We start from the raw sequence: 26,386 nt of genomic DNA, 5'->3' as shown, positions 1-26,386 counted from the left end.
CTGCTCCTCATACGCGTTACTTCCTCGGGCTCACGTCTCGGTAATCACCAACCGGGGCATCTTGTCACCCGTGTTGGCTCCGGTACCGTTCCGGTGCCGTCAGATGGTGCCATCTCACACCACACCCGACCATGGGTGCGGCCCTACACAACTGGAACCGCCGCCCCGCTGGTGCGCCCGGCCAACCGCCCGATAAAGCCCGCAGCCGGCACTGCGTCGGACGGTAGGGCATGGGGCGTACGCAGCGGGGAATCTGGGCTGCGGACCGTCAGGTCCAACGGCCGGTGCCGATGGCCTGCTTGCTGCCCAGCACCTGTTCACGCAGGTCCAGGCGTCGCACCTTCCATGTTGCCGTCCTGGGAACCTCGTCCCAGGGCACCAACTTCGGCTCGGCCATCGGGGGCAGCCCGACGGTTGCGGCGGCCCACTCCTGCGGGTCCAGCCTGTTGTCGATCATCGACACAACCGGAACAGGAAGTTCACCCGGCAATCCGAGCACGGTCACATCGGACGCCCGGGGCAGTCGGTCCAACAGGATGCTCTCCAGTTCGATGCCGCTGGTGCCGGGGATGATGTCCACCTCGCGGTCTACCAGCTTGATGCGGCCAAAGGCGTGCATCTCACCGATATCGCCGGTGTTCCACCATTCACCGTTGATCTTCTCCGCGTGCCGTTCGCTCTCGCCGAGGTAGTCCATGCATCGGGCCTTGGTGGCGACCATCATCATGCCCGGCTTGCCCTTGGGGAGCGTGCGGCCGGTGTCGATGTCCACCACCTTGACCTTGGTGAAGCCCGGTGACGGCCAGCCGATGTCACTGGTGGCCGACGAGTCGTCGGAGAGCTTTTGCATCCGGCCCCGGGTGTAGACCGCGAAGCAGATGGGGCCGACCTCGCTTTGGCCCCAGCCCTGAAGCCACAGCGGGAAGCGGCGCTTGGAGACGTTGAGGAAGGTGCGCACCGTACGCGGGTGAATGGCGTCAAAGGTGCCGATGAACAGCCGTGTTTGGCGAAACAGTTCGGGGCGCTGGTGAGCCATGTCCTCCCAGCGCTGGAAGACGTTCGGGCACGCTTCGATCGAGGTGGGGCGGTGCTCCTCAAACATCCGCTCGGCGACGTCGGTGTCATGCCGGGAAATGATGACGATCTTCTTCGGCGCGAGCACGAACTGACCGATCGTCCACGACACGGTTCGCCCGTGCGCGAAGGACACTGAGGTGGCGACCACGTCATGATGCCTGCTGGCCAGCACGGGCAGGCGGATGCGTTCGATCCGGGCAACGCCGCCGAGCAGCGAGTTACCGGAGTGCACCACCAGCTTGGGCACACCGGTGGTGCCGGAGCTGTGCATGATCATCATGGACTCGTGCGGGGCGCGCAGCCGGGTCGGCGGGGCGTCCGCGCCATCCAGGTCGCTCAGGGCCAGCGCACCATCCGGCGCCCCCTCGCCCAGCTCGCCAAGGACGATCACCTTGGTGTCGGGGCCGCTCAGCTCGACGCCCGCACGCGCGGCGTTGGCCAGCGCGGTGGGAGACACCACCAGGACCGACGGCTCCAGCCTCGCTATCATGGACCGGTGGTTCTCCGGGGTGTTGAGACCCGCGATAGTGGCAGGTATCGCCCCAAAGCGTGCCGCCGCGGCGGCGGCCAGCGTCATGTCGAAGTGATTGTCCTTGACAATGGCGACGCGATCGCCCGCACGCGCACCCGCTGCGTAAAGCCGGGCAGAGAAGTCACGTACCGTCTGGACGAGTTGTCCGGCATCAAAGCGGGTGCCTTTGTCCGGGGCTATGTCAAAGGGTCGGTCCAGGTACGCGACGGTTTGCTGCTTCGCCTGGGCGTGCCATTCAAACAGCTCAGCGATGTTCAACGGGTGTTTGCGAGAGGACATTCCAGCTCTCCCCACTAGGAACGGGATTACCTTCACGACGGGCCGCGCGAGTGGCCGCGCAGTATGCGTGCAGGCGCTGGTCGCCCGGGTGCTATGAAGGCTAGAAGTCGTTACAAAATAGGTCCCGACCTGCACGAATCGCCATAGCAAGCTGCATGGCAAGCTCCACCATGTCAGATAGCAAGAACTAGCCGCTACCGCGGCAGAGCACTATCCCCAACACTCGGAGGCTAGTTCGCTCATGTCGAGCTGACCCTCTCGGTGATGTGTCGTACAGGGAATGGAGAGCGACATGACCAGCACACGCCTCGATGTCTGCGTCATCGGGGCGGGCCCGCGCGGCCTATCGGTCCTGGAGCGACTCTGCGTCAATGCGCGGCACTTCACAGCGCACGACGCGATCACCGTGCATGTGGTCGATCCGCACGTACCGGGTGCGGGGCGGGTATGGCGAACTGACCAATCGCGGCATCTCCTGATGAATACCGTGGCCTGTCAGGTCACCGTATTCACCGACGACAGCGTCGAAATGGAGGGCCCGTTGGCAGCAGGCCCGAGCCTGTTCGAATGGGCCCGGGCGATCGCCGAACGTGGGCCACGCGGCCAGGCGGTAGCGTCCGACAGCGCGCCGAAGCGGCCCAGCGGGGCAGCGAGGCAGCCCTGTGCGGGGCCCGAAGTTCCGGCTACGGGGCGCCCGTACGGTGCCGAGTCGAGCGCACCAGCGGCGCCCGGTGCCGAGTCGGTTGGTCTGCCGCCGCAGGCCCTGACGTACGACGCGGCGACGCTCGCCGAGGCCGCCGCGCTCGGCCCCGACACGTATCCGACCCGCGCGCTGTACGGCAGCTACCTTTCCTGGGCCTTCCAGCGGATCGTCGCCGGCGCCCCCGCCAAGGTCACCCTGCGAGTGCATGCGGCGCGGGCCGTCGCCCTGGACGACGACACGGTCGGCACCCAGACCGTGGCCCTGTCCAACGGGGCCCGGCTCACCAACCTGAGCGCGGTCGTCCTGGCTCAGGGGCATGTCCCAGTCGAGCCCTCACCGCAGGAGAACGACCTCACCGACTTCGCCGCCCGGCACGGACTGGTGTACGTCCCGCCGTCCAACCCCGCCGATGTGGACCTGTCGGCCATCGAGGCGGGCAAGACCGTGTTGTTGCGCGGCCTTGGGCTCAACTTCTTCGATCACATGGCCTTGCTGACCGAGGGCCGGGGTGGCAGCTTCGAGCGCGTCGCGGGGCGGTTGGTGTATCGCCCATCGGGCCGCGAGCCGCAGTTGTACGCCGGCTCGCGCCGCGGTATGCCGTACCACGCACGAGGCGAGAACGAGAAGGGCGTCGAGGGACGCCACGAGCCGCTGCTGCTCACCCCCGAGCTGATAGCCAAGCTGCGCGCGCAGTCGGCGGACGGCGCCGGAATCGACTTCCGCGATGTGCTGTGGCCGCTGGTGGCGCGCGAGGTGGAGACCGTCTACTACTGCGCGCTGCTCACCTCGCGCGGTCGGTCCGGGCGGGTCGCGGAGTTCCAGGAGCACTACCTGGCCCATTCGGCGGACGACGGGCAGCCAACGGAGTTGCTCGCCGCATTCGGCATCTCCCCCGCCGACCGCTGGGACTGGGACGCCCTGCAACGCCCTTACGCACAGCGGGAGTTCAGCGATCCATCGGACTTCCACGACTGGCTACTCGACCACCTGCGCGAGGACCTCGACGCGGCACACGCCGGCAACGTCAGCGGAGCGCTCAAGGCCGCCCTCGACGTCCTGCGCGACCTGCGCAACGAGCTGCGGCTCGCGGTCGATCACGGCGGGCTCAGCGGCGATTCGTACCGCAGCGACCTGGACCGCTGGTACACCCCGCTGAACGCCTATTTGTCCATCGGGCCGCCCGCGCGCCGCATCGAGGAACTGCTCGCCCTGATCGAGTCGGGGACGGTGCGCATCGCGGGGCCCGGCATGCGGATCGAGGCCGACCGCCAGGCGGGGGTCTACGTCGCGGAGTCGCCGGCGGTGCCCGGCTCGCGGGTGACAGCCCGCGCGCTGATCGAGGCCCGGCTGCCGGAGATCGATCTGCGCCGTACGGCCGATCCACTCCTTCGGCACCTGTTGAACACCGGGCAGTGTGCCCCGTACCGCATCCCCTCCACGCTCGGCGATGCGTACGAGACGGGCGGGCTCTCCGTCACCGAGCGGCCGTACCATCTGCTGGCCGCGGACGGCGTGGCGCATCCGCGCCGGTTCGCGTTCGGGGTGCCCACCGAGTCGGTGCACTGGGTCACGGCAGCCGGCATCAGACCGGGGGTCAACTCGGTGACGCTGGGCGACTCGGACGCCATCGCCCGCGCGGTGTTGGGCAATGCGGCCGGTGACGCCCCCACCGGCCGCGGAGCACTGGCCTTTGCCGCACAGATGGACGGCCGATGAGCGACCAGCGAGCCGCAGGGCGTGCAGGGGCCGTGGGCGATGGGCACTTCCCGGCCAGTGAGCCCGTACCGGACCTACCGGACCGGGAACAAGCAGCGGACCGAGAACGAACGGCGAGCAGCGTTCAAGCGGCGCAGGCCGCGCACTGGCACGCCGACTCGGGGCTGCTCTCCCCCGTGCGCGCGGGCACGCCCGTCGAGGCCGCCGTCGCCGACCACGCCTGGCTCCAGGCGATGTTGGACGCCGAAGCCGCGCTGGCCCGCGCGCAGGCCCGACTCGGCACTGTGCCGCACGAGGCCGCGCGAGTGATCACCGATGCGGCACAGGCCCGGCACCTGGACCTGTTCGCCCTGGCGCGCCGGGCCCGCGAGGCGGCGAACCCCGTGGTCGCCCTGGTGCAGGAGTTCAGCGCCGTGGTCGCCGCGCGGGACGCGAGCGCGGCCGAGTACGTCCATCGCGGCTCGACCAGCCAGGACATCTTGGACACCGGCGCGATGCTGGTCGCTGACCGGGCCCTGGGTCTGATCATCCCCGACCTCGATCGGACCGCCGAGGCGTTGGCCACGCTCGCCGAGCGGCACCGAGACACGACGATGGCGGGCCGCACCCTGACCCTGCACGCGGTGCCGACCACCTTCGGCCTCAAGGCCGCTGGCTGGATGTGGCTGGTGCTCGACGCGGCGGAGCGGCTGCGCCGGGTGCGCGATGGACTTCCGGTGCAACTCGGCGGCGCGGCCGGCACGCTCGCGGGCTATCTGGAGTACGCGGGATGCGGACACGGCTCGCCGCGCGTGGGGTCCTACGCGCAGGAGCTGACCGCGGCCTTCGCCGATGAGGCGGGGCTGGCCCAGCCGGTACTGCCCTGGCACGCGCTGCGTACCCCGATGGTGGACCTGGCGGCGGCGTTGGCCTTCACGGCCGGGGCCCTGGGCAAGGTCGCTGTCGATGTGCAGTCGCTGACCCGTACCGAGGTCGGCGAGGTACACGAGGGCACGGTTGCCGGGCGCGGCGCGTCATCGGCGATGCCACACAAGCGCAACCCGGTGCTCGCGACGGTGATCCGCTCGGCAGCGCTCCAGGTGCCGCAGCTCGCCGCGACGGTGACCGGCGCGATGGCCGCTGAAGACGAGCGGTCGGCGGGCGTGTGGCACGCGGAGTGGGAGCCGTTGCGCGAGTGCCTGCGGCTGGCGGGTGGCGCGGCGGCGCACGCCGTGGAGCTCACCGAGAACCTGTCCGTCGCCACCGACCGCATGCGGGCCAACCTCGGCCTCACCGGGGGCCAACTCGTCTCCGAACGGGTCGCCGTGGCCCTGGCCCCGCTGCTTGGCAAGGCCGTCGCCAAGGACGTACTCAGCCGTGCGTCGGCGGACGCGGCGGGCTCGGGACGGCCGCTGGGCACCATACTCGGCGAGCTGCCCGAGGTGACGCGGCACCTAACGGCCGCGCAGATCGCCGACCTGGTCGAGCCGACCAGTTACACCGGTGCCGCCGGCGTGCTGGTGGACCGCGCGCTGACCAGGCCGCGCCAGGGCCGCTGGCAGGAGGTTGTCATGGCCCCGGACGGCGAAGAATCGCAGGATTGACCCATGACCCCCTGGGGAGGGCAGGTGAGCGCGAGGGGCGCCTCGCCGGTGGCGAGCCACCGTGCCGCGGCGGCCGGTCAGCGCTGTTCCCCTGCGAGGTCGGCCCGCACCGCGACCACCTGCCGTACCACTCGCCCCACCTCTGCGCACGCATCGGCCGCTCCGCGGCCAGCGGCTCCCACCGCCCCCATGGACCGCGCCGCTGTACGCGGGCCGGCCGGGCCGAAAGGGCCCGGCGGTGTCGGCCCGCTGGCCATTTTGCCCGGCCGGGCGTCGCGGAGGCGGTGTGTGCGGGGACAGTTCGCGTGGGGCCGGCTGCCACCGGATCGGTTACTCCTCGCCGAGCAGAGATCACCGCAGAGCAGACACCTGAGATCCTTGCCAAGCCGCCCGATCTTCTAGATCACCGTCGAACCGCTGGTCGGCAGCCCGTGTGAGCCGGGACGCGACGGCGCGGACACCATCGGCCCAGCCGCCGACACCCGCACGACCACCACCGAGGACTTCGTCTTCGCCATGCCGGGGAGCTTGTTGTGACATCCATAGAGGCGACAACCACCGTCGCTCAGGCCGCCATCGACGACAGCCAGGCCACACCGCGCGTACTGCGAGATCGCATGCTCGCACGCGTAGAGGAGCGGCTGTTTGCGCTGCTCGCACAGGAGCGTGCGTACTGGACCGAGCAAAACCCCGACGCCCTTGAGTTGGTTGACTGCGTCGGCACCATGGTCGCCAGCGGCGGCAAGCGGCTGCGGCCCGCGTTTTGCATCGCGGCCTACCTCGCGGCGGGCGGCGACCCCGCATCCCAGGTGGCCGTGGACACCGCCGCCGCGCTGGAGTTGATGCACACCTCAGCGCTGCTGCACGATGACGTGCTGGACGAGTCGGAGCTACGCCGCAACGAGCCCACCGCGCACGTCCGGCACGCCACGCTGCACCGCGAGCGCGACTGGCACGGCGACGCCCGGCATTACGGGCAAAGCGTGGCCATGCTCGCCGGGAACCTTGCCATCGTCTACGCGGAGCGGCTGCTCGCCACCTGCCCGCCCGCCGCGCGCTCGGTATGGGGCGAGCTGTCCACGGAGCTGATGGTGGGCCAGTTCCTGGACGTACGGGCCGCCGCGAGGTTCCAGCCGGACATCCCGCTGGCCCGCTGGATAGCGCTGTTCAAGTCCGGCCGCTACACCGTCTACCGGCCGCTGTCCGTTGGCGCCATGCTCGCGGGCGGCTCTCCGGAGTTGCTGGTTCCGTTCGAGGAGTACGGGCTCGCGCTCGGTGAGGCGTTCCAGCTCCGCGACGACCTGTTGGACGCGTTCGGCGACACGGACGTGACGGGCAAGCCCGCGCGCCTTGACTTCAAGCAACACAAGATGACGTTGCTGATGTCCTTCGCCCTCCAGGACGAGCCCGAGGTCAAGGCCCTGGTGGGAGACGACCTGCCCCACACGGACCCGGACGAGCTGCACGCCCTGCTCATCAAGACGGGCATCAAGGACCGGGTCGAGGCGGTCATCGAAGAGCGGCTGAAGGTCGCCAACGACGCGGTGAGCGCGGCCCTACCGGATGCCTGGGCGAGCGAGCTGCACGCGATGGCACGAGCGGCGGCGTACCGGGTCAAGTGAGCGCCGGCGCCGGGATGGGCGACTCGCACGGGGCGGGTGAGCCGGCGTACGGGGGCGGGTGACTCGTATCTGGGCGGGTGAGCCGGCGTACGGGGGCAGGTGACTCGTATCTGGGCGGGTGAGCCTGCGCGCCGGCTGGGCTGGCCCTGATGCCCCCCTGGGGCGCGTGGCGGCCCCGCTAGCGAGCCGGCCGCTCCCGGGCGAGACTGCCGCCCCGGTCCGCCAGCAACACGCTCACCCGCCCGTACTCTGTCGTCGCCGCTGCCGCGAGGAGAGCTACGCACACTGGGCCCGGCGCCATCGAAAGAAAGCGCCGGGCCCAGCATGGTGACTGCCGTTCCTAGCCGGTCGCCGTCCGCTGCACGATGCGGGTGACGTGGACCCGCGACGGGCATTCGAGCTTGTTCATCACCTGCCGCAGATGGTTGACCACCGTCCACTCGGACAGTTCCAGCGACCGGGCGATCTGCCGGTTGGTCATGCCCTCGGCGACGAGTTCCGCAATCTGGTGCTGTCGAGGCGTGAGCCCCGCCAGCCTGGCATCCACGCACGGGGTCTCGGCGGGCTTGGGCATCGGCGCCGACAGCGCGGTATTCAGCGCCGAGTAGAGCGTTGGCGTCTGCGCCACGCTGGCAGCGCGGCTGGTGTCCCCATCGGCCGCGTCCCCCGCGGCCTCCCGCATCTGGTCGGCGAGGTTCCGCAACGCGGCCCCGTCCTCGCCCTCCGGTATGGCGTGCTGCTCTCGCAGCGCTCCCGCCATCGACAGCAGCCGCATGATGTGCGCTCGCTCCGTGCCGCCTCCGCTCGGCACCGAACGAGCCGCTGTCTCCAGCGCGAGCACAACATCAGCCGGGCTGCCGACGTGCCGGGTGAGGATCTCCATGGCCTCTCGGGCCGTGGTGTACGCCTCCAACGGCCGGCCGGTGGCCTTCCGTACCCGAGCCAGGTGGATCAGCGCGATGGCGCGCGCGTACGGCTCCTCAAGGGCACGCAGCTCCTCCAACGCCCGCAACAGCGGAGCATCTGGTTCCGGCTTGCCGCGTGCGGCGCGGACCAAGGACTGCAATCGTCGCGCCGTGGCCGCGTTCCTGATGTCGCCGAGCGCATCGAGTTCGGCGACGGCGAAGTCTGCCTGCTGTTCGGCCGCCTCGATGTCCCCCGCGCGGCGCAGCAGTTCCCCGTGCAGTGCGGCCACGCGGGCCCGCCCGCCCGCGTCGCCGGTGCTGCGGTACAGCTCCGCGGCCCGGGTCAGCAATGCGCGAGCGCACTGAAGTTCCTCGCCGGCCATTGCCCACCGGCCCGCCGTCTCCAGCGCATCGGCCAGCAGCGCGGCGTCCCTGGCATCCCGTACGTCGGCCGCCTCCAGGGCGGTGACGGAGCGGGACAAAATCCCAGCGGACTCGTGGATCACGTTGTGCACGGTCCACGCCTCTTCGAGGGCGAGGAGGGTACGGACCGCGGTGGCGTGCTCCCCCTTGGTCTGTAGCCGCCGGATAGCGGTGCGGATATCGGTGAGCCGGGACTGCACGAGGGCCAGCCAGTGCGCCCGCTCCTCCGCGATGCGCAGGCCCCGTTCGGCGGCAATGGCGAACTTTGTGTAGTGATCGGCATGCCGATTCCGCGCCTCGGTCTGCTCTTCGGGGTCCTGGGCGAGCCGCTTGCGGTAGTAGTTTCGGGTCGCGGTGAGCATGCGAAACTCCGGCTCGCCGCCCTCCCGCTTGGCGCTCACCAGCAGACTCTTGTGCACCAGCGAGTCGAGCCTGCGAGCCGCCTGCATCAGCGACAGATTGCCGAGCCGCTGTGCGGTGGGTAGATCGATGGACGTCTCGCACACCGCGAGCCGCTGGAGCAGGGCGCGCTCTTCGGCGCCAAGTGACTGATCGCCCCAGGAGAGCGCGCCGGGCACCGACTGGTGCCGGGTCGGCACATCGAGGGGTCGGCTGTTGTACGGGTGTGCCCCACGCCGAAGCTGTTCGAGCAGCGCCCGAGGGCTGAGCGTGCCGACGGCCCGCGCGGTCACCTCGATGGCCAACGGCACGCCATCGAGGAGTTCACAGATCTCGGCGATGTTCCGCAATTCGCCGCCGTGCAGCACATCGTTGCGGTAGTGCGCCCGTACCCGGTCGATGAACAGTTGCACTGCAACCGAGCTGTACGGCGTCTGCCCTCCGGAGCCCACGGGGAAGGGCGCCACGGGGAACAGGTGCTCGGCGTACACCTCAAGAGAGATACGGCTGGTCAGCAACACGCGTAGAGATGGGCATTCGCGTAGCAATGACGCGATATCGGTTGACAGGAGCGGCGCTACGAGGTCGCAGTTGTCGAGGACCAGCAGCAGTTCGCGCTCGCCGATCTCGGAGCCCACTAGGTCTGGTAGGGACAGCGCTGCCGCGTCGCTGCCGACGCCAAGCGCCGCCGCGACCTGGCGCCAGGCAATGGTGCGGCTGCCAGTGGACGCGAGGTCAGTCTTGATCACGCCATCGGTGGCGTACGGCACGGACCCGGCAAGCACCGCGTTCGCCAGCGCGCTCTTGCCGACGCCGGCAGGTCCTGTGATGGTCAACAGCCGGATTCCGGGATCATGCAGCATTCCGCAGAGTTCGGCGATTTCCCCTTCCCTTCCGAATAACCGGGCAGAACGGGGTTGGTGCGTTTTCTCACGGTTCATTACGGACAATATGGGAATTGCCTCGCAGACACCGCTATCCATGAGCTGGTTCACGAAATCACTCCCGCCATGACTTCAGGCACGTCGCCTCCGGCCAAGGGCAGCAACACGAGCACACTCATCAGTCGCGTGACGCTGGGCTCGCCAGACCCCCCGATGAGCGCCCCCGTTCGCTCTCCCCCGTGCGCGGTACAAGATGTTTCATAGAGCGGACTTCACCAGGGTCTGCGGCACGAATAGAGCGCCGCTGGAGTCTCACTGAAACATCTGGCCGTCGAGCATAGCGGCCTTTGCTTGTGCGTCGCGCCACGACACGAGCACAGACGGTCAGTCTGTGCCCTGGACCTGCGGAAGCGCGTAGGAGTCAAGGAAGCGGTCCACGAGATCGGCAACATAGCCGTCATCAAACGTTCCGTTGAAAAACAACCGCCGGAAGAGCATCGGGCCGGCCAGCTTGTCGATCGCGACATCGGCCTTCAGGTCACCCGGCAGCTCGCCCCGAACCTTCGCCGCCTCGACGATTTCCCGTAGAAGTTCCGTACCTTTGCGGTGGCAATCTTCGAGGATGATGGCGCTCGCCCGGTCGGCCGTGGCCCGTTCGATCATCACTCGCAGCGCACGCTCGGCCACAGAATCAAGCAACATCGCGCGAAGCGCCAGCAATTCAGAGATCAGGTCAGTTCTCAAGTCCCCGGTCGGCGCTGAATGATCCGCCTGGAAGGAACGGGCCAACACGTCGCGGATCAGCATGGCCGACTCGGGCCAGTGTCGGTAAAGGGTCGTCCGCCCGACGCCACTGCGCGCCGCGACGGCGACATGGGTCACCGCGGCCCATCCGTCCTCGATCAGCAACTGCTGGGCTGCCGTGAGCGCCGCAGCACGACTACGCTCCGCACGCGGATCGGGGCCTCGGTGTGTCACACCGATCGCCGTGTCGTCCGTCTTCGCCATGCATCACGCTCCACGCCTGGGCTTGACTACTGTGGAGCAGTCTGCACCAGACCCCTATGGAGCGCCTACCTCACCGGCCCCCCAACGGCTTTTTGGGCTTGCTCAACCCCTACACCGGCGCGAATTGACCCCTCAATACCACCACAACAAGCAGCCCAGCAGCCAGCACACCACCATGTCACCCACTCGCCCACGCTCACGGTGAACCCCCATGACGGCTCGCCGCCGCGAGCTTTCACGCGAGACGATTCCCACCGGATGGGGTCGGCCCGCGGTGCGGGTCCTAGTACGCCGCGCCCGCCGCCGGCTCGGGCCGTCGCATCGAGGTCAGGTCACGGTGCGACGCCAACGGCGCCTCCACCGCATAGGCCCGCAAGAAGCCATCGACCAGTTCGGGCACGTAATCCCGCTCGAATCCATCGTTGGCAACCAGCCGACGGAAGAACATGGGCCCCAGCAGCAGCCCGATCGCCTCTTCCGTGCCCAGCCGTTGCGGCAGGTCACCCTGCTCGCGGCCGTGGTCAATGATCGCCGTCAGGACCTCGGCGCCCTTGTGGCGACACTGTTCGAGGACGTCGGCGTACTCCTCGTCGATCGACGCCTGGTCGATGATCACCCGCAGTGCGCGGTCACCGGTCGGGTTCTCCAGCAGGAGTTGGAACGCCCGCAACTCGCAGATCAAGTCCTCCCGCAGATCGCCCGTGCGCAAGGAATGGTCGATCTGGAAAAGCTGCGCGAGCAACTGCCGGATGAGCATCGCCGAGTCCGGCCAATGCCGATAGAGCGTGGTGCGTCCGACTCCGCTGCGCGCCGCCACGGCGACATGGGTCACCGCCGCCCAGCCCTCTTCGATGAGAAGTTCTTGCGCTGCCGCAAGCGCTGCCGCCCGGCTGCGCTCCGCGCGCGGATCGGGCCCTCGGCCCGTCACGCCGGCTGTCATACCGTCTTTGTCCACTGGCCAACACGCTCCCCGCAAGTGCTTCACCGCCATGGAACGTTCCGCACCACAGCCACGCTTAGCCTCCCGAGGATAGCAACGATCGACCATACGATCAGTCGTACGGAACGGACATAAACGGGCACAGCTTTCCGGCCACGCCTCGCCCCGCGCACGGCGTACGCCCTGGTCACCGCCCGTTCACACTCGTGGCCACCCCCGCGGTTCCGCCCTGGTCATCCCCTGCCACATCCGCCGTTATGGCAAGTTTTCTCCGTTCCGTCCCCGCTGGCCGCCGCCGGCCGCCTGTCGCCCGGCGCTCGCCGCGGCGGCCTCACCGCATGGCACGGCACCCCCCTCAGATGAGGGATTCCACCGCGCCGCGAAGCGCCGCACGATCGGTCCGTGCCCAGCCGGTACGCATTCGGCGCCAGGCATCCCCGTACGCCCGACGAAACACCCGCTCCGGAGAAATCAGGTACCGGAATAAACGCCATAAAACTCTCTAAAGCATTCAACTCCTAAAAATCCACCGACACTAAACGAAAGCAGATGTCATGCACGCCGTTATCGTCACCCGACACGGTTCGCCCGAGGTTTTGCAGGCCGTCACCTCCCATCCAGAGCCGCAGAGCCCGGGCCCAGGTCAGGCCCTGGTGGACATCGCCGCCAGCGGCGTGAACTTCATCGAGCTCAGCCAGCGCAGTGGTGCCTTCTCGATGCCCACCCCCTTCGTACCGGGCGTCGAAGCCGCCGGGACGGTCGCCGCGGTCGGCCCCGATGTCACCGGCGTCGCGGTGGGCGACCGGGTGGCCTGGGCCATGGACGGCTCGGTGAGCACCGCGCAGGGCACGTACGCGCAGCGTGCGCTCGTCACCGCCGACCGTCTGGTGCCCATCCCTGAGGGTCTCGACAGCGAGACCGCGGCTGCCGTGGTGATGCAGGGCATGACCGCGCACTACCTCGTCCACGACGCCTACCGCGTGCAGCCGGGCGACACCGTCGTGGTGCACGCGGGCGCCGGGGGTCTGGGCCGAATGGTGACGCAGTACGCCGTCGCCCGTGGGGCCCGCGTCATCGCCACCGTTTCCACACCGCAAAAGGAGGCGGTGGCCCGCGCCGCGGGGGCGGACGCCGTCCTGGGCTACCAGGGGTTCGCCGCTCGGGTGCGGGAGTTGACCGATGGGCTGGGCGCGGCGGCGGTGTACGACGGGGTCGGCGCCGCGACCTTCGACGACAGCCTGGCCAGCCTGCGTGTCCGGGGCACGCTGGCACTGGTGGGCGGGGCCAGCGGCCCGGTGGACGCGTTCGATGTTGGCCGGCTGCTGGACGGCGGCTCCCTGTACCTCACCCGGCCCGGCATCGCCCACTACACCCGCGATCGGGCCGAGTTGCTGACCCGGGCCAACGACGTGTTCGCGCGCACCCTCGCAGGCGGGCTACGCGCGCATATCGGTGGCCGGTACCCGCTCAGCGAGGCGCGCCGGGCCCACGAGGATCTGCACTCCCGGCGCACCACAGGGAAGCTTCTGCTCATCCCCTAGGTTGACGCAGCCAACCGCGCGGCGCCCGAGCCCTGCGGGCGCAGGGAAGACCCAGCAGGGAAGATCCAGGAGGGCGACAAGGCGATGGTTCGGCCTGACGCATGGAAGCGCGAGGAACTGCTCTCTCGCGCCGCCGAGGCGCCCGATGCGCTCACGCTCTTCGCGACCGCCTCCACGCGGCTGTCCCGGCTGCTCCCCTTCGATGCGGCGGTGTGGCGGGCGACCGACCCACTGACCGGGCTGATCGCCGCGCCGATCCGGGTGGAGAACATCGATGAGGGCGGCTGTGCGGTGTTTTGGACCAGCGAAGCCGACCCGGGCACGGTCAACCCGTTCCGTACGCTCGTGCACGCCCCCGTTCCGGCTGCCGCACTGCGCGCGAGCACCGCTGATCGGCCGGAGGTCAGCCCGCTGTACGACACCTATCTGCGTCCGCGCCACTTCGGCGACGAACTGCGCGCCGTGCTGCGGATCGCCGGGCGGCCCTGGGGCACCGTCAGCCTGTTCCGCACGCTTGGCCGACCGGCCTTCACCGGCGCGGACACCGACCTGCTCGCCGGGCTCTCCAGCCCCCTGGCCTCCCGGCTACGCGGCTTTTTGCGCCCCGGTGCCACGGGCGTCCCCACCGCGACCGCGACCGGGGCCGGAGCCGGGGCCGGAGCCGGTGGCGGCGGGCTCGGGGAGGCGACCGGCGTGCTGCTCTTCGACCGCTCCGGGCGCCTGGTGTCGGCCAACGAACAGGCCAGGGAGCACATCGCTGGCGTCGGTGGTGTGCCCGCTGAGGGCCCCGCAGCGCGGGCAGCCGCGCCCATGCCCATCCCGATGTGGATCGCCACACTCGCCGCCGCCGGGGCGGGTCGTGTGCGGGTCCGCCGCCGAGATGGGCGCTGGCTCGTGTGCCACGCGAGCCGGCTCACTGGTGATGACGCGTTCACCGCGGTCATGATCGAACCTGCCGCCGCATCCGAGGTGGCCGCGATCATCGTGGAGACGTACGAACTGACCAAGCGGGAGCTTGAGGTCACCCGTCTTGTCGCCAGCGGCCTGCCGACCGCCGAGATCGCGCAGCGGCTCCACATCACCGGGCATACGGTGCGCGACCACATCAAGTCGGTGCTGGCCAAGGTCGGCGTGGCCAGCCGCGGCGAACTGGTGGCCCGGCTTTTCACCGAGCACATCACACCGGCGTCGGCGCACGCGGTGGACCGCGTGCACACGGCGGGCTGGGAGGCGGCAGGCTAGCCGGCGCGCCCTGCGCCGCCGTCCACAGATCGGACACCTGCCCACGCCGATGGCCCGTACAACTAGCCTCCAGCGCAAGCTGGCGAGCACGGCCACGGCCCCGGAGGCCGCCCCTACCCTGCTGTGCGTCACGGACACGGACACCGCACGCGAGGAGGCGGCATGACGAGCGGTACGAAGCGAGTGCGCGAGGTGGCCACCGGGAGCCCCGGGGCGCCCGGCGGGGGCAGCAACAGCGCCGCCGTGGCCTGCCTCAACGCGGTGGCCGTACGCAGGCCCACCACCGGACAGGTCATCCTGGACGACATCAACTGGGCCATCCACCCCGGCGAGCACTGGGCGTTGCTGGGCGCCAACGGCGCCGGCAAGACCACGGTGCTCCGGCTGATCGGCGCGCTCATGCACCCCACCAGCGGCACGGTCGATGTCCTCGGTCACCGACTTGGCCAGGTGGACGTCCGGGGCCTTCGTGCCCGCATCGGCCTGGTGTCATCGGCGCAGAAGGTCCCGCAGGACGCGACGGGGCTCACCGTCGCACTGACCGGGGCAACCGGCACCGTGCAACCGCTGTGGCGCTCGTACGACGATGCCACCCGCGAGCGGGCCGGCGCACTCCTCGCCGAGTTGGGGTGCAAGGAGTTGGCGGATCGGCCCTACGGCGTGTGCTCAGGCGGCCAGCGGGCGCGCATCCTCATCGCTCGCGCGCTGATGGCCGACCCAGGCGCCGAGTCCGGCCGGCCGAACTGTCAACTGCTGCTGCTCGACGAGCCGTTCAACGCGCTCGACCTGCCGTCGCGAGAAGACCTGATCGACACCATGCGTCAATTGGCCGATGCACGGCCGCACTTGGCCACGGTCACCGTGACCCATCACCTGGAAGAGCTGTCGCCAAGCATCGGCCATGCGCTACTGCTACGCGATGGCCGGGTGCAGGCGCAGGGCCCGGCGCCCGATGTCCTGACGGACGCGGGGTTGACGGCCTGCTTCGGTCGCCCCATCGAGGTCAGTCAACACGCGGGCCGCTGGCTGGCTCGCTCGGCGTCCTTCGGGCCGGCTGACACGGCGTGAACGGCCGGCCCTAAGGAACCGATCCCACAGCACGACCCGGTCACAGCTCGCGCAGCATGCACACCCGTGGCCAACGATCGAGCCCAAGCTCGGCTTCCCGGCGTCGAATCTCCCGTAGCCCGGGCGTCACCTCCGCCTCGGGCAGCACACGAAACCCGCACCGATGCGCGTAGTACGGCGCGTTCCAGGGCACGTCGGCGAAGGTCGTCAACGTCATCCCGTGCAGCCCCGCTGCCGCGGCCCGCGCCGCCAGGTGGTCGATCATGGCCCGCCCGACGCCCTGCCGGGACGCGTCCGGGTGTACCGAGAGCTGCTCGATGTGCACTCGCCCGTCCACCGGCTCGGTCAGCACGTACGCCACCGGCCGATCACCGTCGTCCGCGGTGACCCAAGAGCGACCCGTCCGCTGATAGTGGGTGAGTTCGGTGAGGGTGGGCGGTTCGTCATCGGCGATCTCCGCCATGCCCACGCTCCGGAAGCACTCCCCCGCCGCCCGCTCGATGTCCTGGAGCGCCGGCAGTTCATCGAGTCGCGTCAGCCTCGTGATCATGATCCCATTGTGCGGCGACTGGCGGATCTCGGGAAAGCTCAATCCGTAGCCCTGGCTCTTCGGTCGCGGCAAGGCCGGCCGGAGCGCCTCGACCCGCTGCGCGCTCAGCCATCGGTCACCACGGACGCGTCGTTCGCCGCGGGCGCGTCGGCCACCGCAGGTACGTCCGTCACCGCGGGTACGTTGCTGCCAGGTGCGCCGTCGCCGCTGTAGAACTGCCCGGCCCAGCGCCTGAACGGCATGATCGGGCCGTCCCCCTTCGCGAGCCGGGGGCGCTCCACGTAGCTGCTGTGGGCCCAGATGGCGGCGTCCCGCTTGGTGTCGGCCGCAGCCGCCCGCGCGAACACCTTGGGAGCCAGGGTGGCCACCACGCCGGCTACCCGCCGGCGCCCCGGTCCCGTGGGTCGTAGGGCGACGGACACGCGCAGGTCGCTACGGGTGGCCTCTACAGGCGTCACACAGATGCGGGCCCGCATATCGAAGCCGAACTTCATCTGATCGGCCTTCACCTGAATATTGCCGAGCCCATCCGAGATGACGCGCATCGTCGGGAGCGTGGAATACCGCTTGCCCGATCCCTTTCCGGATGGGCAAAGCCGGTACTCGACCTCCAACCGGCGCCCCTCGAACAGCGGGCCTTCCACGGCCTCCACGGCGATTCCATGCAGCGGGCCGAAGTGGCCGACATCGATGAAGTTCTCCACGACATCCTGGGGATGGGCCAGCAGCGATCGCGGGGTGATGTGCGGCTTGGGGAAGTCCGAACCCAACAGCCCTTCTACGTCCCACTGGGGCGGCTTTCCCTCGGTGTGGGCCCACACAAAGACGAGATGATCCACCTCGCAAAAATGCAGCGCGGACAACTGAGCCTTGGGCGGAGGCGTACCGTATCCAGTTTTGACGCACCTTCCGTCCGGAGCGAACTGGAAATGATGGAAGGGGCAGACGAGATTGTCGCCCTGCACCGTTCCACCATGCCCAAGGTGCGCCCCCAAGTGCGGGCAGAACGGCCGAATGACGTTCAACCGCCCACCTGTGGTGCGGTAAAGGACCACGTCCTGGCCCCGCAACCGCCGATTCACCACCTTCCCCGGCTTCACCTCGTCACTCGTGGCCACCGCGAACCACCCGTCGGGATACGGAAGACTGGGCGTCGGGTGCTCCTGCGACGCCGGCAACGCCGGCTGCACCGGATCAGACGTACGTCGATTTCCTACGTTCATGGTGGTGCACCCTTCATTCCTCGCTAGGCGTTAAGCACTGGCACATCGAGCGTCAGACATCAGGCGTCAGGCGTCGGCGGTTCGTTGTGAGCCGTCGCGTCCTCGGTATTCAGCGCACCAGCGCTGTCCTCCAATACGCTGTAGAACTGCTTACTCCAGCGCCGAAACTTCACAATCGGCCCGTCCCCCTTGGCCAAGCGAGGCTGTTGGGCGTACCTGCGGTGTTCCCAAATGGGGAAGTCTTTCCTAGTGTCGTACCAGAAAAGCCCGGTAAGCGCCCTGGCGACCAGGGGGGAGAGAGAGCCGGCAATCCGTCCGCCACCGAGCTTGGTAACCCGTGCGCTCGTAGTTAGGCGCAGATCCGCATGGGCGGGGTCCACGGGAGTGACGGCGAACCGGGTCCGCATGTACAGACCGAACTGAGGGACCTCGATCTCCGTGTACCCCACGCCAATGCCCTGGACGATGACCTTCACCTTCGGCGCGATCGACGAGACCCGCGCCGCATCCTTTTCGCCCTTGGCCTGGTGGAACCGATAGGTGGTCCCCATCCGGACGCCGTCGAACCACGGCTCCTCGACGATCTCGGCTCGAATGCCGTGAGTCGGCAAGAAGTGCCCGTAATCCACGATGTTCTCGATGACATCCTGCGGGCACTCCACCAGCGCCCGCACGGTGCTGTACGGCGGGGAGAACCCCACGGACGAGCGGGTGTCGATCTCCCATGACGAGGGCTTGCCCAGCGCATGCCGCCACACGAAGACCAGGCCCTCGACCTCGGTGCACTCCATCGTGAGCAGCCTGGCCTTGGGCGCCGCGGTGCCGTACCCGGTCTTCGAGCACATACCGTCCGGGCCGAACTGGAAGTGGTGGAAGGGACAGACGATGTCCTCGCCACACACCGTGGCGCCATAGCCGAGGTGCGCCCCCATGTGCGGGCAGTGAGCCTCAGTTGCGCGAACCCGCCCGCTAGCCGAGCGATACAGCACCACGTCCTCACCCATGAGCCGCCGGGTGAGCACCTTCCCCCGCTGCAACTCGCTGCTCGCGGCCAGAGCGAACCAGCCGTCCGCGTAGGGTCCCCTGGGCGCCAGCTGCGCCATTGACGGGGGCAGGCCCGCTTCCCCCCGGTCGTACCAGCCCTTCTTTCTGACCCTCATGCCACCCCTTCCCCGCGCTTCGAACATGCCGCCGTGGCAGCGCTCCCAAGTGCCTGCCTCGGCCTGCTCAGCCTTCCCGACCTTGATCCGTCAGCAACCGGAGGGCGTGGAGCGGGTAGTGGTGAATAGGGGGGCACGTCAGGCGCACACACAGGGGGTCAGTGCGGCCCGCCGAATGTCGCCACCGGCACCCGGCGGCGACGGGGGTGGCTAGGGGTGCGTACGGCGCATGCGTACGTAGCGCGCGGGGAAGTCAGGGCGTCAGCCACCCCCGTACGGTCGCACTGAGCGCGGCCCAGGCTAGTTCGGTATCCGGCGTGCGCTCATGCGGCGCGCGGAACCAGCCCAGGTAGCTCGCGACGTCCTCCAACTCCCAGCGCAGTGCGTACAAAGCGAGCGCGGCAGGGTCCGGCGGGTGGCCGGTGGCTCGCGCGTACCGGTCAAGCTCCGCGGGACCGGCAGCCGCCAACCACAGATCACGCTCCGGTACGGCGAACCCCACCGTGTCCCAATCCACGAGCAGCAGCCGATCTCCGCGCCGCAACACGTTGCCAGGATGCGGCTCGCCGTGCGTCACCACGCGGTGGGCGCCCTGCGCGGTCACCTCGCCGACCAGCCGATCGAACGTCGCCAGTTGTCCGCGCAGGGTCTCTCCGGCCGCCGCGATCAACTCCCGTGCCGGCTCCGAAAACGGCCCACCGTGCCAGGGGGACTGCGCCGCGGTCAGCGCCTGCTCCAACGGGCCGCGCACCGACAGTGCCGGCGACAACTCGGGAATGCGGTGGGGAACCGTACTGCCGTGCAGAACGGCGAGCGTGTCCACGACTCGGCCGCGCTCCTCGGCGGACAGCGGCTGCCCGAACTCGCCCGGCTCCCCGCTCTCGTACGGGAAGACACTGAGCGCATAGTGAGTGCCCAGCGGGCGGATCGTTTCCCCGGCCGATGTGGTCAGCGGGGCGACGACGAAGTCGGCTCCGGGCTGCGCGCGCAGCGCGGCGGTGGTGTCCATCGCCCGGCGCAACCCGTCGAGGGCGGCCTCGGGCCCACTGCCCCACTGATCCTTGTGTGCGAGATTCGCAACGGTGACGAAGTACGCGCGTCCCTCGTCCGACTCGGCAATCCAGTGCTGGTCGCCGAAGCCAACGGGCGCGTACGCCAGGGTCACGGCCCCGATCCCCCAAGCGTCCAGAGCTTGCCACAATGTGTGGTCATCGAGCGCTTCTGGCCGATCCTTCATGCGGCGAAAGTAGCCGCACCATGCCGTCCGCGCACGCGCGTTACGGGCGGGGTGTTATGTGCAGTGGCGCCACGTGGAAGGGCTGCGTAGAGGGACGCTACGTGCAGGGGCGTGGCGAGCGCGTGCGTTGGCGGCTTGTGGGGCCGGGCTGCTTGAGGGCACCGCTGGCTGGGGGCGCCGCTGGCTGGGGAGAAGGCCACCCGGGAGCAGCGCTGGTCGGGGGCGGCGCCGGGTAAGCCGGGTAAGCCGGGTAAGCCGGGTAAGGGCGCGCCCACTTCGGGGGCGTGCGCGCGCACGCGCCGGGGCTCGGTGAACCATCTACTGCAACCCATGCGCACTCTTTGCTTATGACTGATTACACCTGGGTAGCTTCCGCAGGCCTCACCACCATTCACCGTCGTTCGCCTCGCGAAGGCCCTTCGCGGACGCTGCGTAGAAAGTGCCCCACGCCATGGATCTTCAGCTCGCGAACAAGACCGCCGTCGTCACCGGAGCCAGCCGGGGAACCGGACTCGCCATCGCGAGGGCCCTCCTCGCAGAGGGCGTACGGGTGGTCGGCTGCGCCCGTACGATCACACCCGCGCTCAAGGACTCGGGCGCCGTACCGGTCGTGTGCGATGTCACCACCCCTGACGGGCCGCCCAACCTCATCGAAAGGGCCGTCGATACGCTCGGCGGACTCGACTTCGTCATCAACAACGTCGGAGGCAAGGACACCTACAACGCCGGCGGATTCCTCGCCCTGGATGACGCCGAGTGGCAACACACGTTGAATTTCAATCTCTTCAGCACCGTACGCGTCACCCGCGCCGCGCTGCCCCATCTCATCGAGCGCCGGGGCGCCATCGTCAACATCTCCTCGACCGCGGCCCGCGTGCCGGCTGCGACGACGGTGGACTACGGGGCGGCCAAGGCCGCGCTCAACGCGCTGACCAAGGCGCTGGACGAGGAGTTCGGCCCCCAGGGCGTGCGCGCCCTGACCGTGTCACCCGGACCCATCAACATCGAGCGCTGGACTGATCCGGACGGGCCCGGCGCGATCCTCGCTACCGTGCTCGACGTACCACAGGAAGAGGTCGTCCACCGGCTGCCCGCCCGGTTCCGACTGACGACCGGACACATCGCGGAACCGGCCCACATCGGCGCTCTGGTCGCCTTTCTGCTCTCCGAGCACGCCGCCAGCATGGCCGGCACTGACATTCGCATCGACGACGGGCTGGTGAAGACCGTCTGAAGCCCGACAAGGTAGCGCGCGGCGCGAAAAAACACGGCGCGCAGCGCGGAAAAACACAGCGCGCGGCGCGGGGTAACGCAGCGCACGGCGCGGGAACTACAGAGCGCGCGGCGCGGAAGTGAGGCGCGAGGTGCCGGGCAGGGCCGGCCGCAGCGGTGTGCGTTTTAGGCTCCCACGCTGCCGTCGATGCCTTCGCGCAGGAAGTCCGCGTGCCCGTTGTGCCGGGCGTACTCGTGGATCATATGCAGCATCACCAGTCGCAGTGACACGTCTGCACCCCACCGAGGTTGGTGGCCGGTCACCTCAAGCGAGGTGGCCGCCCGCTCGATACGGCGAGCGTGTGCAACCTCCGCATGCCAGGCGTCGAACGCCTTTGGCGCGGAGGCCGTAGTCGCGTCGTACGCCTCCTGGTAGTCGCCCTTGTCCGACCAGACGTGCGCAATGTCTTCCGCGTTGATCACCCGGCGGAACCAGGCGCGCTCCACCTCCGCCATGTGCCGTACCAGGCCGAGCAACGAGAGTGCGGACGGTGGCATGGACTGCCGTCGCAACTCGTCGTCGGTCAAGCCCTCGCACTTCATGGCGAGGGTCGCCCGGTGGAAGTCGAGGTAGGCGCGCAGAGACTCGCGCTCGCCTCCGGTCAGTGGCGGATCGACCCGCTCACTCCAGCCGGTGCTTACGGTCGGTTGGCTCGTCACGGTGGTTCTCCGGCTGAGGTCGGGCTTGGGCTGATGTCAGTTGGGCTCACGGGATGGGTTTTGCCCAGGCACGCGAGGGGCGGCGCGTGGGGCACTCGGGGCAGTGAGGCGCCCGGGGCGTGGGCGGGCGCGCTGGGGGCATTCCCGGAGCCACCGCCGGGCATCCGTGCATCGTCACTGGCGCCTCTTTCCCACCACCAGGCTCCGTACCTGCCCGGACGGGGGTCCTTGGGCGGCCCGGCGGGTCGCAGGTTCACACGGTTGTTATCGCCGAGTCAACAACTTATGCCGAGGGGATTGACTGCCTTGCTGACACGCAGTCTCATAAGAGCGTGACCGCGGGTAACCCATCAGCGAGGTGTCCTCAGCCATGACCACGACGATGACCGAAATCGAAATGCTCCGGGACGCCCTCGGGCTGCTCAAGGACCGGGAACAGGTGGCCGAGCGCCTCCTTGACTCCTCCGCCAAACACTCCTTCGACCCGGACAAGGAACTGGATTGGGACGCGCCCTTTGAGGATGGCAAGTGGTTTTGGCCGCCGGAGCTCGTCTCGCTCTACGGCACACCGATGTGGAAGCGAATGTCGGAGGAGCAGCGCATACTGCTGTCCCGCCACGAATCCGCGGCGCTCGCCTCGCTCGGCATCTGGTTCGAGATCATCCTGATGCAACTCCTGATCCGGCACATCTACGACCGGCCGGCCACCAGCGCGCACGTCCGGTACGCGCTGACCGAGATCGCCGACGAGTGCCGGCACTCCATGATGTTCGCCCGTCTCATCCAAAAGTCGGACGTTCCCGCGTACCCCGTCACGCGGCTGCACCACAACCTCGGCCGCCTGTTCAAGACCATCTCCACGACGCCGGGTTCGTTCACCGCGACCCTCCTCGGTGAGGAGATACTGGACTGGATGCAGCGGCTGACCTTCCCGGACGAGCGCGTCCAGCCGCTGGTGCGCGGCGTGACCCGCATCCATGTCGTCGAAGAGGCACGGCATGTGCGATACGCACGCGAGGAACTGCGCCGCCAGATGGTGACCGCACCGCGCTGGGAAGCGGAGTTCACGCGCCTGGTTTCGGGCGAGTTCGCCCGCGTCTTCTCCATCGCCTTCGTCAACTCGAAGGTGTACTCGGACGCCGGCCTTGATCGCAGGGAGGCCATCGCCCAGGTCAAGGCCAGCGGCCACCGCCGCGAGGTCATGCAGAGTGGCGCCAAGCGACTGACGGACTTCCTGGACGACATAGGCGTGCTGCGCGGCGCGGGCCGCAAGCTGTGGAAGAGCAGCGGGCTGTTGGCCTAGCGCCTTGCCCACCAGGGCCCTGCCTGCTGGGGCCCCGCCTGCTCAGGCCCCGCCTGCTGGGGCGCTTCGGCGAGGGCCCGCGGGCACGGACACGGACACGGACGCGGCAGCGTAGGCGACGCGGACCCGAGGGGCACCTCGGGCCCTCGTGACCCATCAGCCCCAGGAGCCCCGCTGGGCAAACTCCGCGACCATGCGCGCCCCCTACCCGTGGGGACTTTCGACCGGCCCTACCGCCAGCCGGTTAGGCTGCTACGCATGAGAGGCAGCCCTTCATGACCAGCGGCGGGATCGCACCCGCGGCGTCGATAGAGCCCCGGCCCGCGCCCCGCGGCACCTACCGCAGGCTCAGCGTCGAAGAACGCCGCGCCGAGTTGCTCGCCGCGGCCCTGGGCCTGTTCGCCCACCGGCCGCCGGAGGAGGTCTCGTTGGACGACGTCGCCGCCGCAGCCGGCGCCTCTCGGCCCCTCGTCTACCGGTACTTCCCCGGCGGCAAACAGCAGTTGTACGAAGCGGCGCTCGGCAGCGCCGCCGAGCAACTCCGGCGCTGCTTCGCCGAGCCGCAGACGGGGCCGCCCACCCAGCGGCTAAGCCGGGCACTCGACCGCTATCTCGCGTTCGTAGATGAGCACGATGCGGGGTTCTCCGCGCTCCTCCAGGGCGGCAGCGTCGCCGAAACCTCCCGAACGAGCGCCATCGTGGACGGCGTGCGCCGAGCCGCGGCGGAACAGATCCTCATCCACCTGGGCGCGACCAGCCCCGGCCCCCGGTTGCGCATGATGGTGCGGATGTGGATAACGGCGGTCGAGGCCGCGTCGCTGATTTGGCTCGATGAGGGCAAGCAGCCACCCCTGGACGAACTGCGTGAGTGGCTGGTGGACCACTTCGTGGCGCTGCTGGCGGCGACCACCGCACGCGATGAGGAGACCGCAGAGGTGGCGCGTACGACTCTTGCGCAGGAAACACCGGACGGCGCCGTAGCCGATCTGGCACGCCGCATCCTGCCCCTGGTGAGCCACGCCGCGCACCTGCTGTAACCCGCACTGAGCTGAGCTGAGCTGACCTGAGCCGTTCCCGCCAGCCTCGCGAGGGAGCGTGCGGCGGCACGGCGTACCTGTGTCGGCTGCGTACACAGCCCCTGCCGACCCCGTACGCGACCGTTTACGGCAGCTCCGGCGGCACCGGGCACCCGGTGTGACACTGGACGCGTGAGAAGCGTAGAAACGCCATTCGTCGGTGGGCCGCTAGACGGCCGGGTGCTGCCGGTACTGGTCGGGGCGACCGGGCAGCCGCCGAAGACATACGAGGTGCCGGTGCCGAACGACGACGGCACCCCGCCAACGGTGTACGTCTACGTTCGTGTCCCCGCCGCCATCTCCCGGCGGCTCGGCGTGCCCCGCGGCTGGCAGTACGAGTACGCCCCGCACGGCAAGCCCCGCGGGGGCCTCAAGTGGCCCTGGTCCCGACCGGAACGGTGACCTCCGCCGATGGCCAACACCCCTATCCGGTGCCGTCCACTCGGCATTCGGTACTCGGTGACTAGGCCGTTTCGTTCGGATCTCGCCCTGCCGCACGCCGGTGCGGGGGCAGCGGCGGGGGTCCTACGGCCCCGAGCGGGAGAGGCCGGGCTGGCTTGAGTTGCCGCTATGAGCGATCGCTGCGGACCGCAGGCCGGATGGCCGGCATCGCTCGGCATGGGTGGCGACGATTGGCTTCCTGTCACCTCGGGCGAGTCGGGCGCCTCCGTCTTTCGCAGTGCGGGCGCCACCCGGTATGCCAAGTGCGTACCCGCTGCGGACGCGGCCGATCTCAGGGCCGAGCGCGACCGGATCACCTGGCTCAGCGGTCAGGACGTACCGGGCCCTCGGGTGCTCGACTGGCACTCGGGGGACGCGGGAGCCTGCTTGGTGACCAGCGCCGTCTTCGGCGTACCTGCTGACCAGGTGTCCGCTGAAGGCCTGCGAGTCTCCTGGGAACGCATCGCGGACGCGGTCCATCGGCTGCACGAGCTGCCGGCGTCGCAGTGCCCGTTCGGCCGGAATCTGGACGCTATGGTCGCCGTGGCACGCGACGTGGTGGCCCGTGACGCCGTGAACCCGGAGTTCCTCCCAGTAGAGCAACAGCACACGCCCCCCACGCAGTTGCTGGCCCGCCTCGCCCGGCACGTTCCTCGGCGACGGGAGCAGGAGGTCGCCGACACGGTCGTCTGCCACGGGGATCTGTGTCTGCCCAACATCATTCTCAATCCGCGGACCCTGGACGTGTCGGGCTTCATCGACCTGGGCCGCCTCGGACTGGCCGACCGCTACGCCGACTTGGCTCTCCTTCTTGCCAATGCGCGAGAGACATGGACGCACGAGGAGCAGGCACGGGCCGCGGACGTAGCGTTCGCCGAGAGGTACGGCATCGCCCTGGACGACGACCGCCTGCGCTTCTACCTCCATCTCGACCCGCTCACCTGGGGCTGACCGGTCATATGGGTCCCCGGCGGGCCGGAGAAAGACGCCTGCGCTGTGGAGCTCCGCCAGGTAGCTGCTTGGGATCTGCTCGTAGCGGTGGCGATGCCGCGCCAGTGTTTCGGGCGGTTGATGCGTCGCTCGACCGTGCTGGGCTGTTTGCAGCTCTTGCGGTCGAAGACTGCTGGTCTACCGCCGTGAAAGACACGGGAGTCCAGCACGTACGGGGACGGCGTCAGCGTCTCCCTCGACGCGGCGCCTCCATCCGGCGCGGCAGGCGCTGCCCGCCGCCTACCTGCGGGGCCTGGGCCCTCCACCGCGACGTGGTGCCTTGGCGGCGTCGAGCTAACGAGCGTCGAACCCTCCGTTTTAGTTTTGGTCCGGACCATTGACACTTCTGGTCTAGTCCTTGTTTGCTGCTTGCGCGGAGAGAGCCGCTTCCGCGCCTCCCTGGCCGTCCCCCACCCCACGGGAGCGCCTCTCCCGCCTCGACCTCGTCCCCCCACCCGTACCGCTGTCGGATTAGCCCCCGAGGAGATCCCCATGCGTACGCTCCCCCACCCCTGCCCCCGTCCGCGCCGGCGCGCGAGATCACTCGGTGTT

Annotated in this window: 20 protein-coding genes; 11 read left to right on the top strand and 9 right to left on the bottom strand. The window is 69.2% G+C overall.

Annotated features, from left to right (window positions below):
- Positions 1–268: 268 nt before the first annotated feature.
- Entirely contained in the window at positions 269–1,888 is a 1,620-nt protein-coding gene (locus FHS42_RS19340; protein ID WP_184573506.1) for a class I adenylate-forming enzyme family protein, read from the bottom strand.
- Between the two features lie 292 nt (positions 1,889–2,180).
- On the opposite strand from FHS42_RS19340, the gene FHS42_RS19335 reads away from it, so the two are divergent.
- From FHS42_RS19335 to FHS42_RS19325, 3 genes are all read left to right on the top strand, one after another.
- Positions 2,181–4,307, top strand: a complete 2,127-nt coding sequence (locus FHS42_RS19335; protein ID WP_246494968.1) for an FAD/NAD(P)-binding protein — start codon at positions 2,181–2,183, stop codon at positions 4,305–4,307.
- Complete coding sequence (locus FHS42_RS19330; RefSeq protein WP_184573504.1) at positions 4,304–5,890, top strand: nitrosuccinate lyase; 1,587 nt, start codon at positions 4,304–4,306, stop codon at positions 5,888–5,890. The genes FHS42_RS19335 and FHS42_RS19330 overlap by 4 nt, the downstream gene beginning before the upstream one ends.
- A 533-nt stretch (positions 5,891–6,423) precedes the next feature.
- Positions 6,424–7,512 (top strand): polyprenyl synthetase family protein, encoded by a 1,089-nt coding sequence (locus FHS42_RS19325; protein ID WP_312866944.1) that lies wholly within the window; start codon positions 6,424–6,426, stop codon positions 7,510–7,512.
- A 340-nt stretch (positions 7,513–7,852) separates the two neighbouring features.
- Here the strand turns inward: FHS42_RS19325 and FHS42_RS19320 are convergent, their stop codons facing one another.
- The 3 genes from FHS42_RS19320 to FHS42_RS19310 all read right to left on the bottom strand — a co-directional run bounded on the left by FHS42_RS19320 (position 7,853) and on the right by FHS42_RS19310 (position 12,071).
- Complete coding sequence (locus FHS42_RS19320; protein WP_184573502.1) at positions 7,853–10,102, bottom strand: winged helix-turn-helix domain-containing protein; 2,250 nt, start codon at positions 10,100–10,102, stop codon at positions 7,853–7,855.
- Positions 10,103–10,507: 405 nt separating this feature from the next.
- Positions 10,508–11,131 (bottom strand): TetR-like C-terminal domain-containing protein, encoded by a 624-nt coding sequence (locus tag FHS42_RS19315; RefSeq protein WP_184573500.1) that lies wholly within the window; start codon positions 11,129–11,131, stop codon positions 10,508–10,510.
- A 283-nt stretch (positions 11,132–11,414) separates the two neighbouring features.
- Positions 11,415–12,071: a TetR-like C-terminal domain-containing protein gene (locus FHS42_RS19310; protein WP_184573498.1), complete on the bottom strand. Its 657-nt coding sequence runs from the start codon at positions 12,069–12,071 to the stop codon at positions 11,415–11,417.
- A 554-nt stretch (positions 12,072–12,625) separates the two neighbouring features.
- On the opposite strand from FHS42_RS19310, the gene FHS42_RS19305 reads away from it, so the two are divergent.
- The 3 genes from FHS42_RS19305 (at position 12,626) to FHS42_RS19295 (ending at position 15,922) form a co-directional block, all read left to right on the top strand.
- Entirely contained in the window at positions 12,626–13,612 is a 987-nt protein-coding gene (locus tag FHS42_RS19305; RefSeq protein WP_184573496.1) for a quinone oxidoreductase family protein, read from the top strand.
- A gap of 84 nt (positions 13,613–13,696) precedes the next feature.
- Entirely contained in the window at positions 13,697–14,854 is a 1,158-nt protein-coding gene (locus FHS42_RS19300) for a helix-turn-helix domain-containing protein (protein WP_184573494.1), read from the top strand.
- Between the two features lie 162 nt (positions 14,855–15,016).
- The gene (locus FHS42_RS19295; RefSeq protein WP_184573492.1) at positions 15,017–15,922 is read left to right on the top strand and encodes an ABC transporter ATP-binding protein; all 906 of its coding nucleotides are present in this window, start codon (positions 15,017–15,019) and stop codon (positions 15,920–15,922) included.
- 40 nt (positions 15,923–15,962) lie between these two features.
- Here the strand turns inward: FHS42_RS19295 and FHS42_RS19290 are convergent, their stop codons facing one another.
- The 4 genes from FHS42_RS19290 to FHS42_RS19275 all read right to left on the bottom strand — a co-directional run bounded on the left by FHS42_RS19290 (position 15,963) and on the right by FHS42_RS19275 (position 20,092).
- Positions 15,963–16,472 (bottom strand): GNAT family N-acetyltransferase, encoded by a 510-nt coding sequence (locus FHS42_RS19290; RefSeq protein ID WP_184573490.1) that lies wholly within the window; start codon positions 16,470–16,472, stop codon positions 15,963–15,965.
- A 104-nt stretch (positions 16,473–16,576) separates the two neighbouring features.
- Entirely contained in the window at positions 16,577–17,695 is a 1,119-nt protein-coding gene (locus FHS42_RS19285; RefSeq protein WP_184573488.1) for a Rieske 2Fe-2S domain-containing protein, read from the bottom strand.
- Positions 17,696–17,754: 59 nt separating this feature from the next.
- On the bottom strand, positions 17,755–18,855 hold the full coding sequence (locus FHS42_RS19280) for a Rieske 2Fe-2S domain-containing protein (protein WP_184573486.1): 1,101 nt from the start codon (positions 18,853–18,855) through the stop codon (positions 17,755–17,757).
- A 253-nt stretch (positions 18,856–19,108) separates the two neighbouring features.
- On the bottom strand, positions 19,109–20,092 hold the full coding sequence (locus FHS42_RS19275; RefSeq protein ID WP_184573484.1) for a phosphotransferase: 984 nt from the start codon (positions 20,090–20,092) through the stop codon (positions 19,109–19,111).
- Positions 20,093–20,543: 451 nt separating this feature from the next.
- Between FHS42_RS19275 and FHS42_RS19270 the strand changes: the two genes are divergently transcribed.
- Positions 20,544–21,326: an SDR family NAD(P)-dependent oxidoreductase gene (locus FHS42_RS19270; protein WP_184573482.1), complete on the top strand. Its 783-nt coding sequence runs from the start codon at positions 20,544–20,546 to the stop codon at positions 21,324–21,326.
- Positions 21,327–21,490: 164 nt separating this feature from the next.
- Here FHS42_RS19270 and FHS42_RS19265 read toward each other — a convergent pair whose 3' ends face one another.
- Positions 21,491–22,024: a DinB family protein gene (locus tag FHS42_RS19265; RefSeq protein WP_184573479.1), complete on the bottom strand. Its 534-nt coding sequence runs from the start codon at positions 22,022–22,024 to the stop codon at positions 21,491–21,493.
- Positions 22,025–22,394: 370 nt separating this feature from the next.
- Here FHS42_RS19265 and FHS42_RS19260 point away from each other — a divergent pair, with 370 nt between their 5' ends.
- From FHS42_RS19260 to FHS42_RS19245, 4 genes are all read left to right on the top strand, one after another.
- Entirely contained in the window at positions 22,395–23,327 is a 933-nt protein-coding gene (locus FHS42_RS19260; RefSeq protein WP_246494967.1) for an AurF N-oxygenase family protein, read from the top strand.
- Between the two features lie 275 nt (positions 23,328–23,602).
- Positions 23,603–24,364: a TetR/AcrR family transcriptional regulator gene (locus FHS42_RS19255; RefSeq protein WP_184573477.1), complete on the top strand. Its 762-nt coding sequence runs from the start codon at positions 23,603–23,605 to the stop codon at positions 24,362–24,364.
- Between the two features lie 171 nt (positions 24,365–24,535).
- Entirely contained in the window at positions 24,536–24,805 is a 270-nt protein-coding gene (locus FHS42_RS19250) for a DUF8847 domain-containing protein (protein ID WP_184573475.1), read from the top strand.
- A gap of 168 nt (positions 24,806–24,973) precedes the next feature.
- Positions 24,974–25,795 carry an APH(3'') family aminoglycoside O-phosphotransferase gene (locus FHS42_RS19245; protein ID WP_184573473.1) on the top strand — a complete coding sequence of 274 codons (822 nt, stop codon included), beginning with the start codon at positions 24,974–24,976 and terminating at the stop codon, positions 25,793–25,795.
- The last annotated feature ends 591 nt before the right edge of the window (positions 25,796–26,386 follow it).

It is taken from the genome of Streptomyces zagrosensis, from assembly GCF_014203645.1.
Lineage (GTDB): Bacteria > Actinomycetota > Actinomycetes > Streptomycetales > Streptomycetaceae > Streptomyces > Streptomyces zagrosensis.
Note: the sequence above shows the minus strand (reverse complement) of the source record. Positions and strands in the feature narration are given on the sequence as shown.

Excerpts from the sequence above, each read along its gene's own strand:
- FHS42_RS19310 (WP_184573498.1), bottom strand. The coding sequence starts at position 12,071 with ATGACAGCCGGCGTGACGGGCCGAGGGCCCGATCCGCGCGCGGAGCGC.
- FHS42_RS19295 (WP_184573492.1), top strand. The coding sequence starts at position 15,017 with ATGACGAGCGGTACGAAGCGAGTGCGCGAGGTGGCCACCGGGAGCCCC.
- FHS42_RS19305 (WP_184573496.1), top strand. The coding sequence starts at position 12,626 with ATGCACGCCGTTATCGTCACCCGACACGGTTCGCCCGAGGTTTTGCAG.
- FHS42_RS19290 (WP_184573490.1), bottom strand. The coding sequence starts at position 16,472 with ATGATCACGAGGCTGACGCGACTCGATGAACTGCCGGCGCTCCAGGAC.
- FHS42_RS19330 (WP_184573504.1), top strand. The coding sequence starts at position 4,304 with ATGAGCGACCAGCGAGCCGCAGGGCGTGCAGGGGCCGTGGGCGATGGG.
- FHS42_RS19335 (WP_246494968.1), top strand. The coding sequence starts at position 2,181 with ATGACCAGCACACGCCTCGATGTCTGCGTCATCGGGGCGGGCCCGCGC.
- FHS42_RS19315 (WP_184573500.1), bottom strand. The coding sequence starts at position 11,131 with ATGGCGAAGACGGACGACACGGCGATCGGTGTGACACACCGAGGCCCC.
- FHS42_RS19340 (WP_184573506.1), bottom strand. The coding sequence starts at position 1,888 with ATGTCCTCTCGCAAACACCCGTTGAACATCGCTGAGCTGTTTGAATGG.
- FHS42_RS19275 (WP_184573484.1), bottom strand. The coding sequence starts at position 20,092 with ATGAAGGATCGGCCAGAAGCGCTCGATGACCACACATTGTGGCAAGCT.
- FHS42_RS19285 (WP_184573488.1), bottom strand. The coding sequence starts at position 17,695 with ATGAACGTAGGAAATCGACGTACGTCTGATCCGGTGCAGCCGGCGTTG.
- FHS42_RS19245 (WP_184573473.1), top strand. The coding sequence starts at position 24,974 with ATGAGCGATCGCTGCGGACCGCAGGCCGGATGGCCGGCATCGCTCGGC.
- FHS42_RS19300 (WP_184573494.1), top strand. The coding sequence starts at position 13,697 with ATGGTTCGGCCTGACGCATGGAAGCGCGAGGAACTGCTCTCTCGCGCC.
- FHS42_RS19255 (WP_184573477.1), top strand. The coding sequence starts at position 23,603 with ATGACCAGCGGCGGGATCGCACCCGCGGCGTCGATAGAGCCCCGGCCC.
- FHS42_RS19260 (WP_246494967.1), top strand. The coding sequence starts at position 22,395 with ATGACCACGACGATGACCGAAATCGAAATGCTCCGGGACGCCCTCGGG.
- FHS42_RS19270 (WP_184573482.1), top strand. The coding sequence starts at position 20,544 with ATGGATCTTCAGCTCGCGAACAAGACCGCCGTCGTCACCGGAGCCAGC.
- FHS42_RS19280 (WP_184573486.1), bottom strand. The coding sequence starts at position 18,855 with ATGAGGGTCAGAAAGAAGGGCTGGTACGACCGGGGGGAAGCGGGCCTG.
- FHS42_RS19320 (WP_184573502.1), bottom strand. The coding sequence starts at position 10,102 with ATGCTGCATGATCCCGGAATCCGGCTGTTGACCATCACAGGACCTGCC.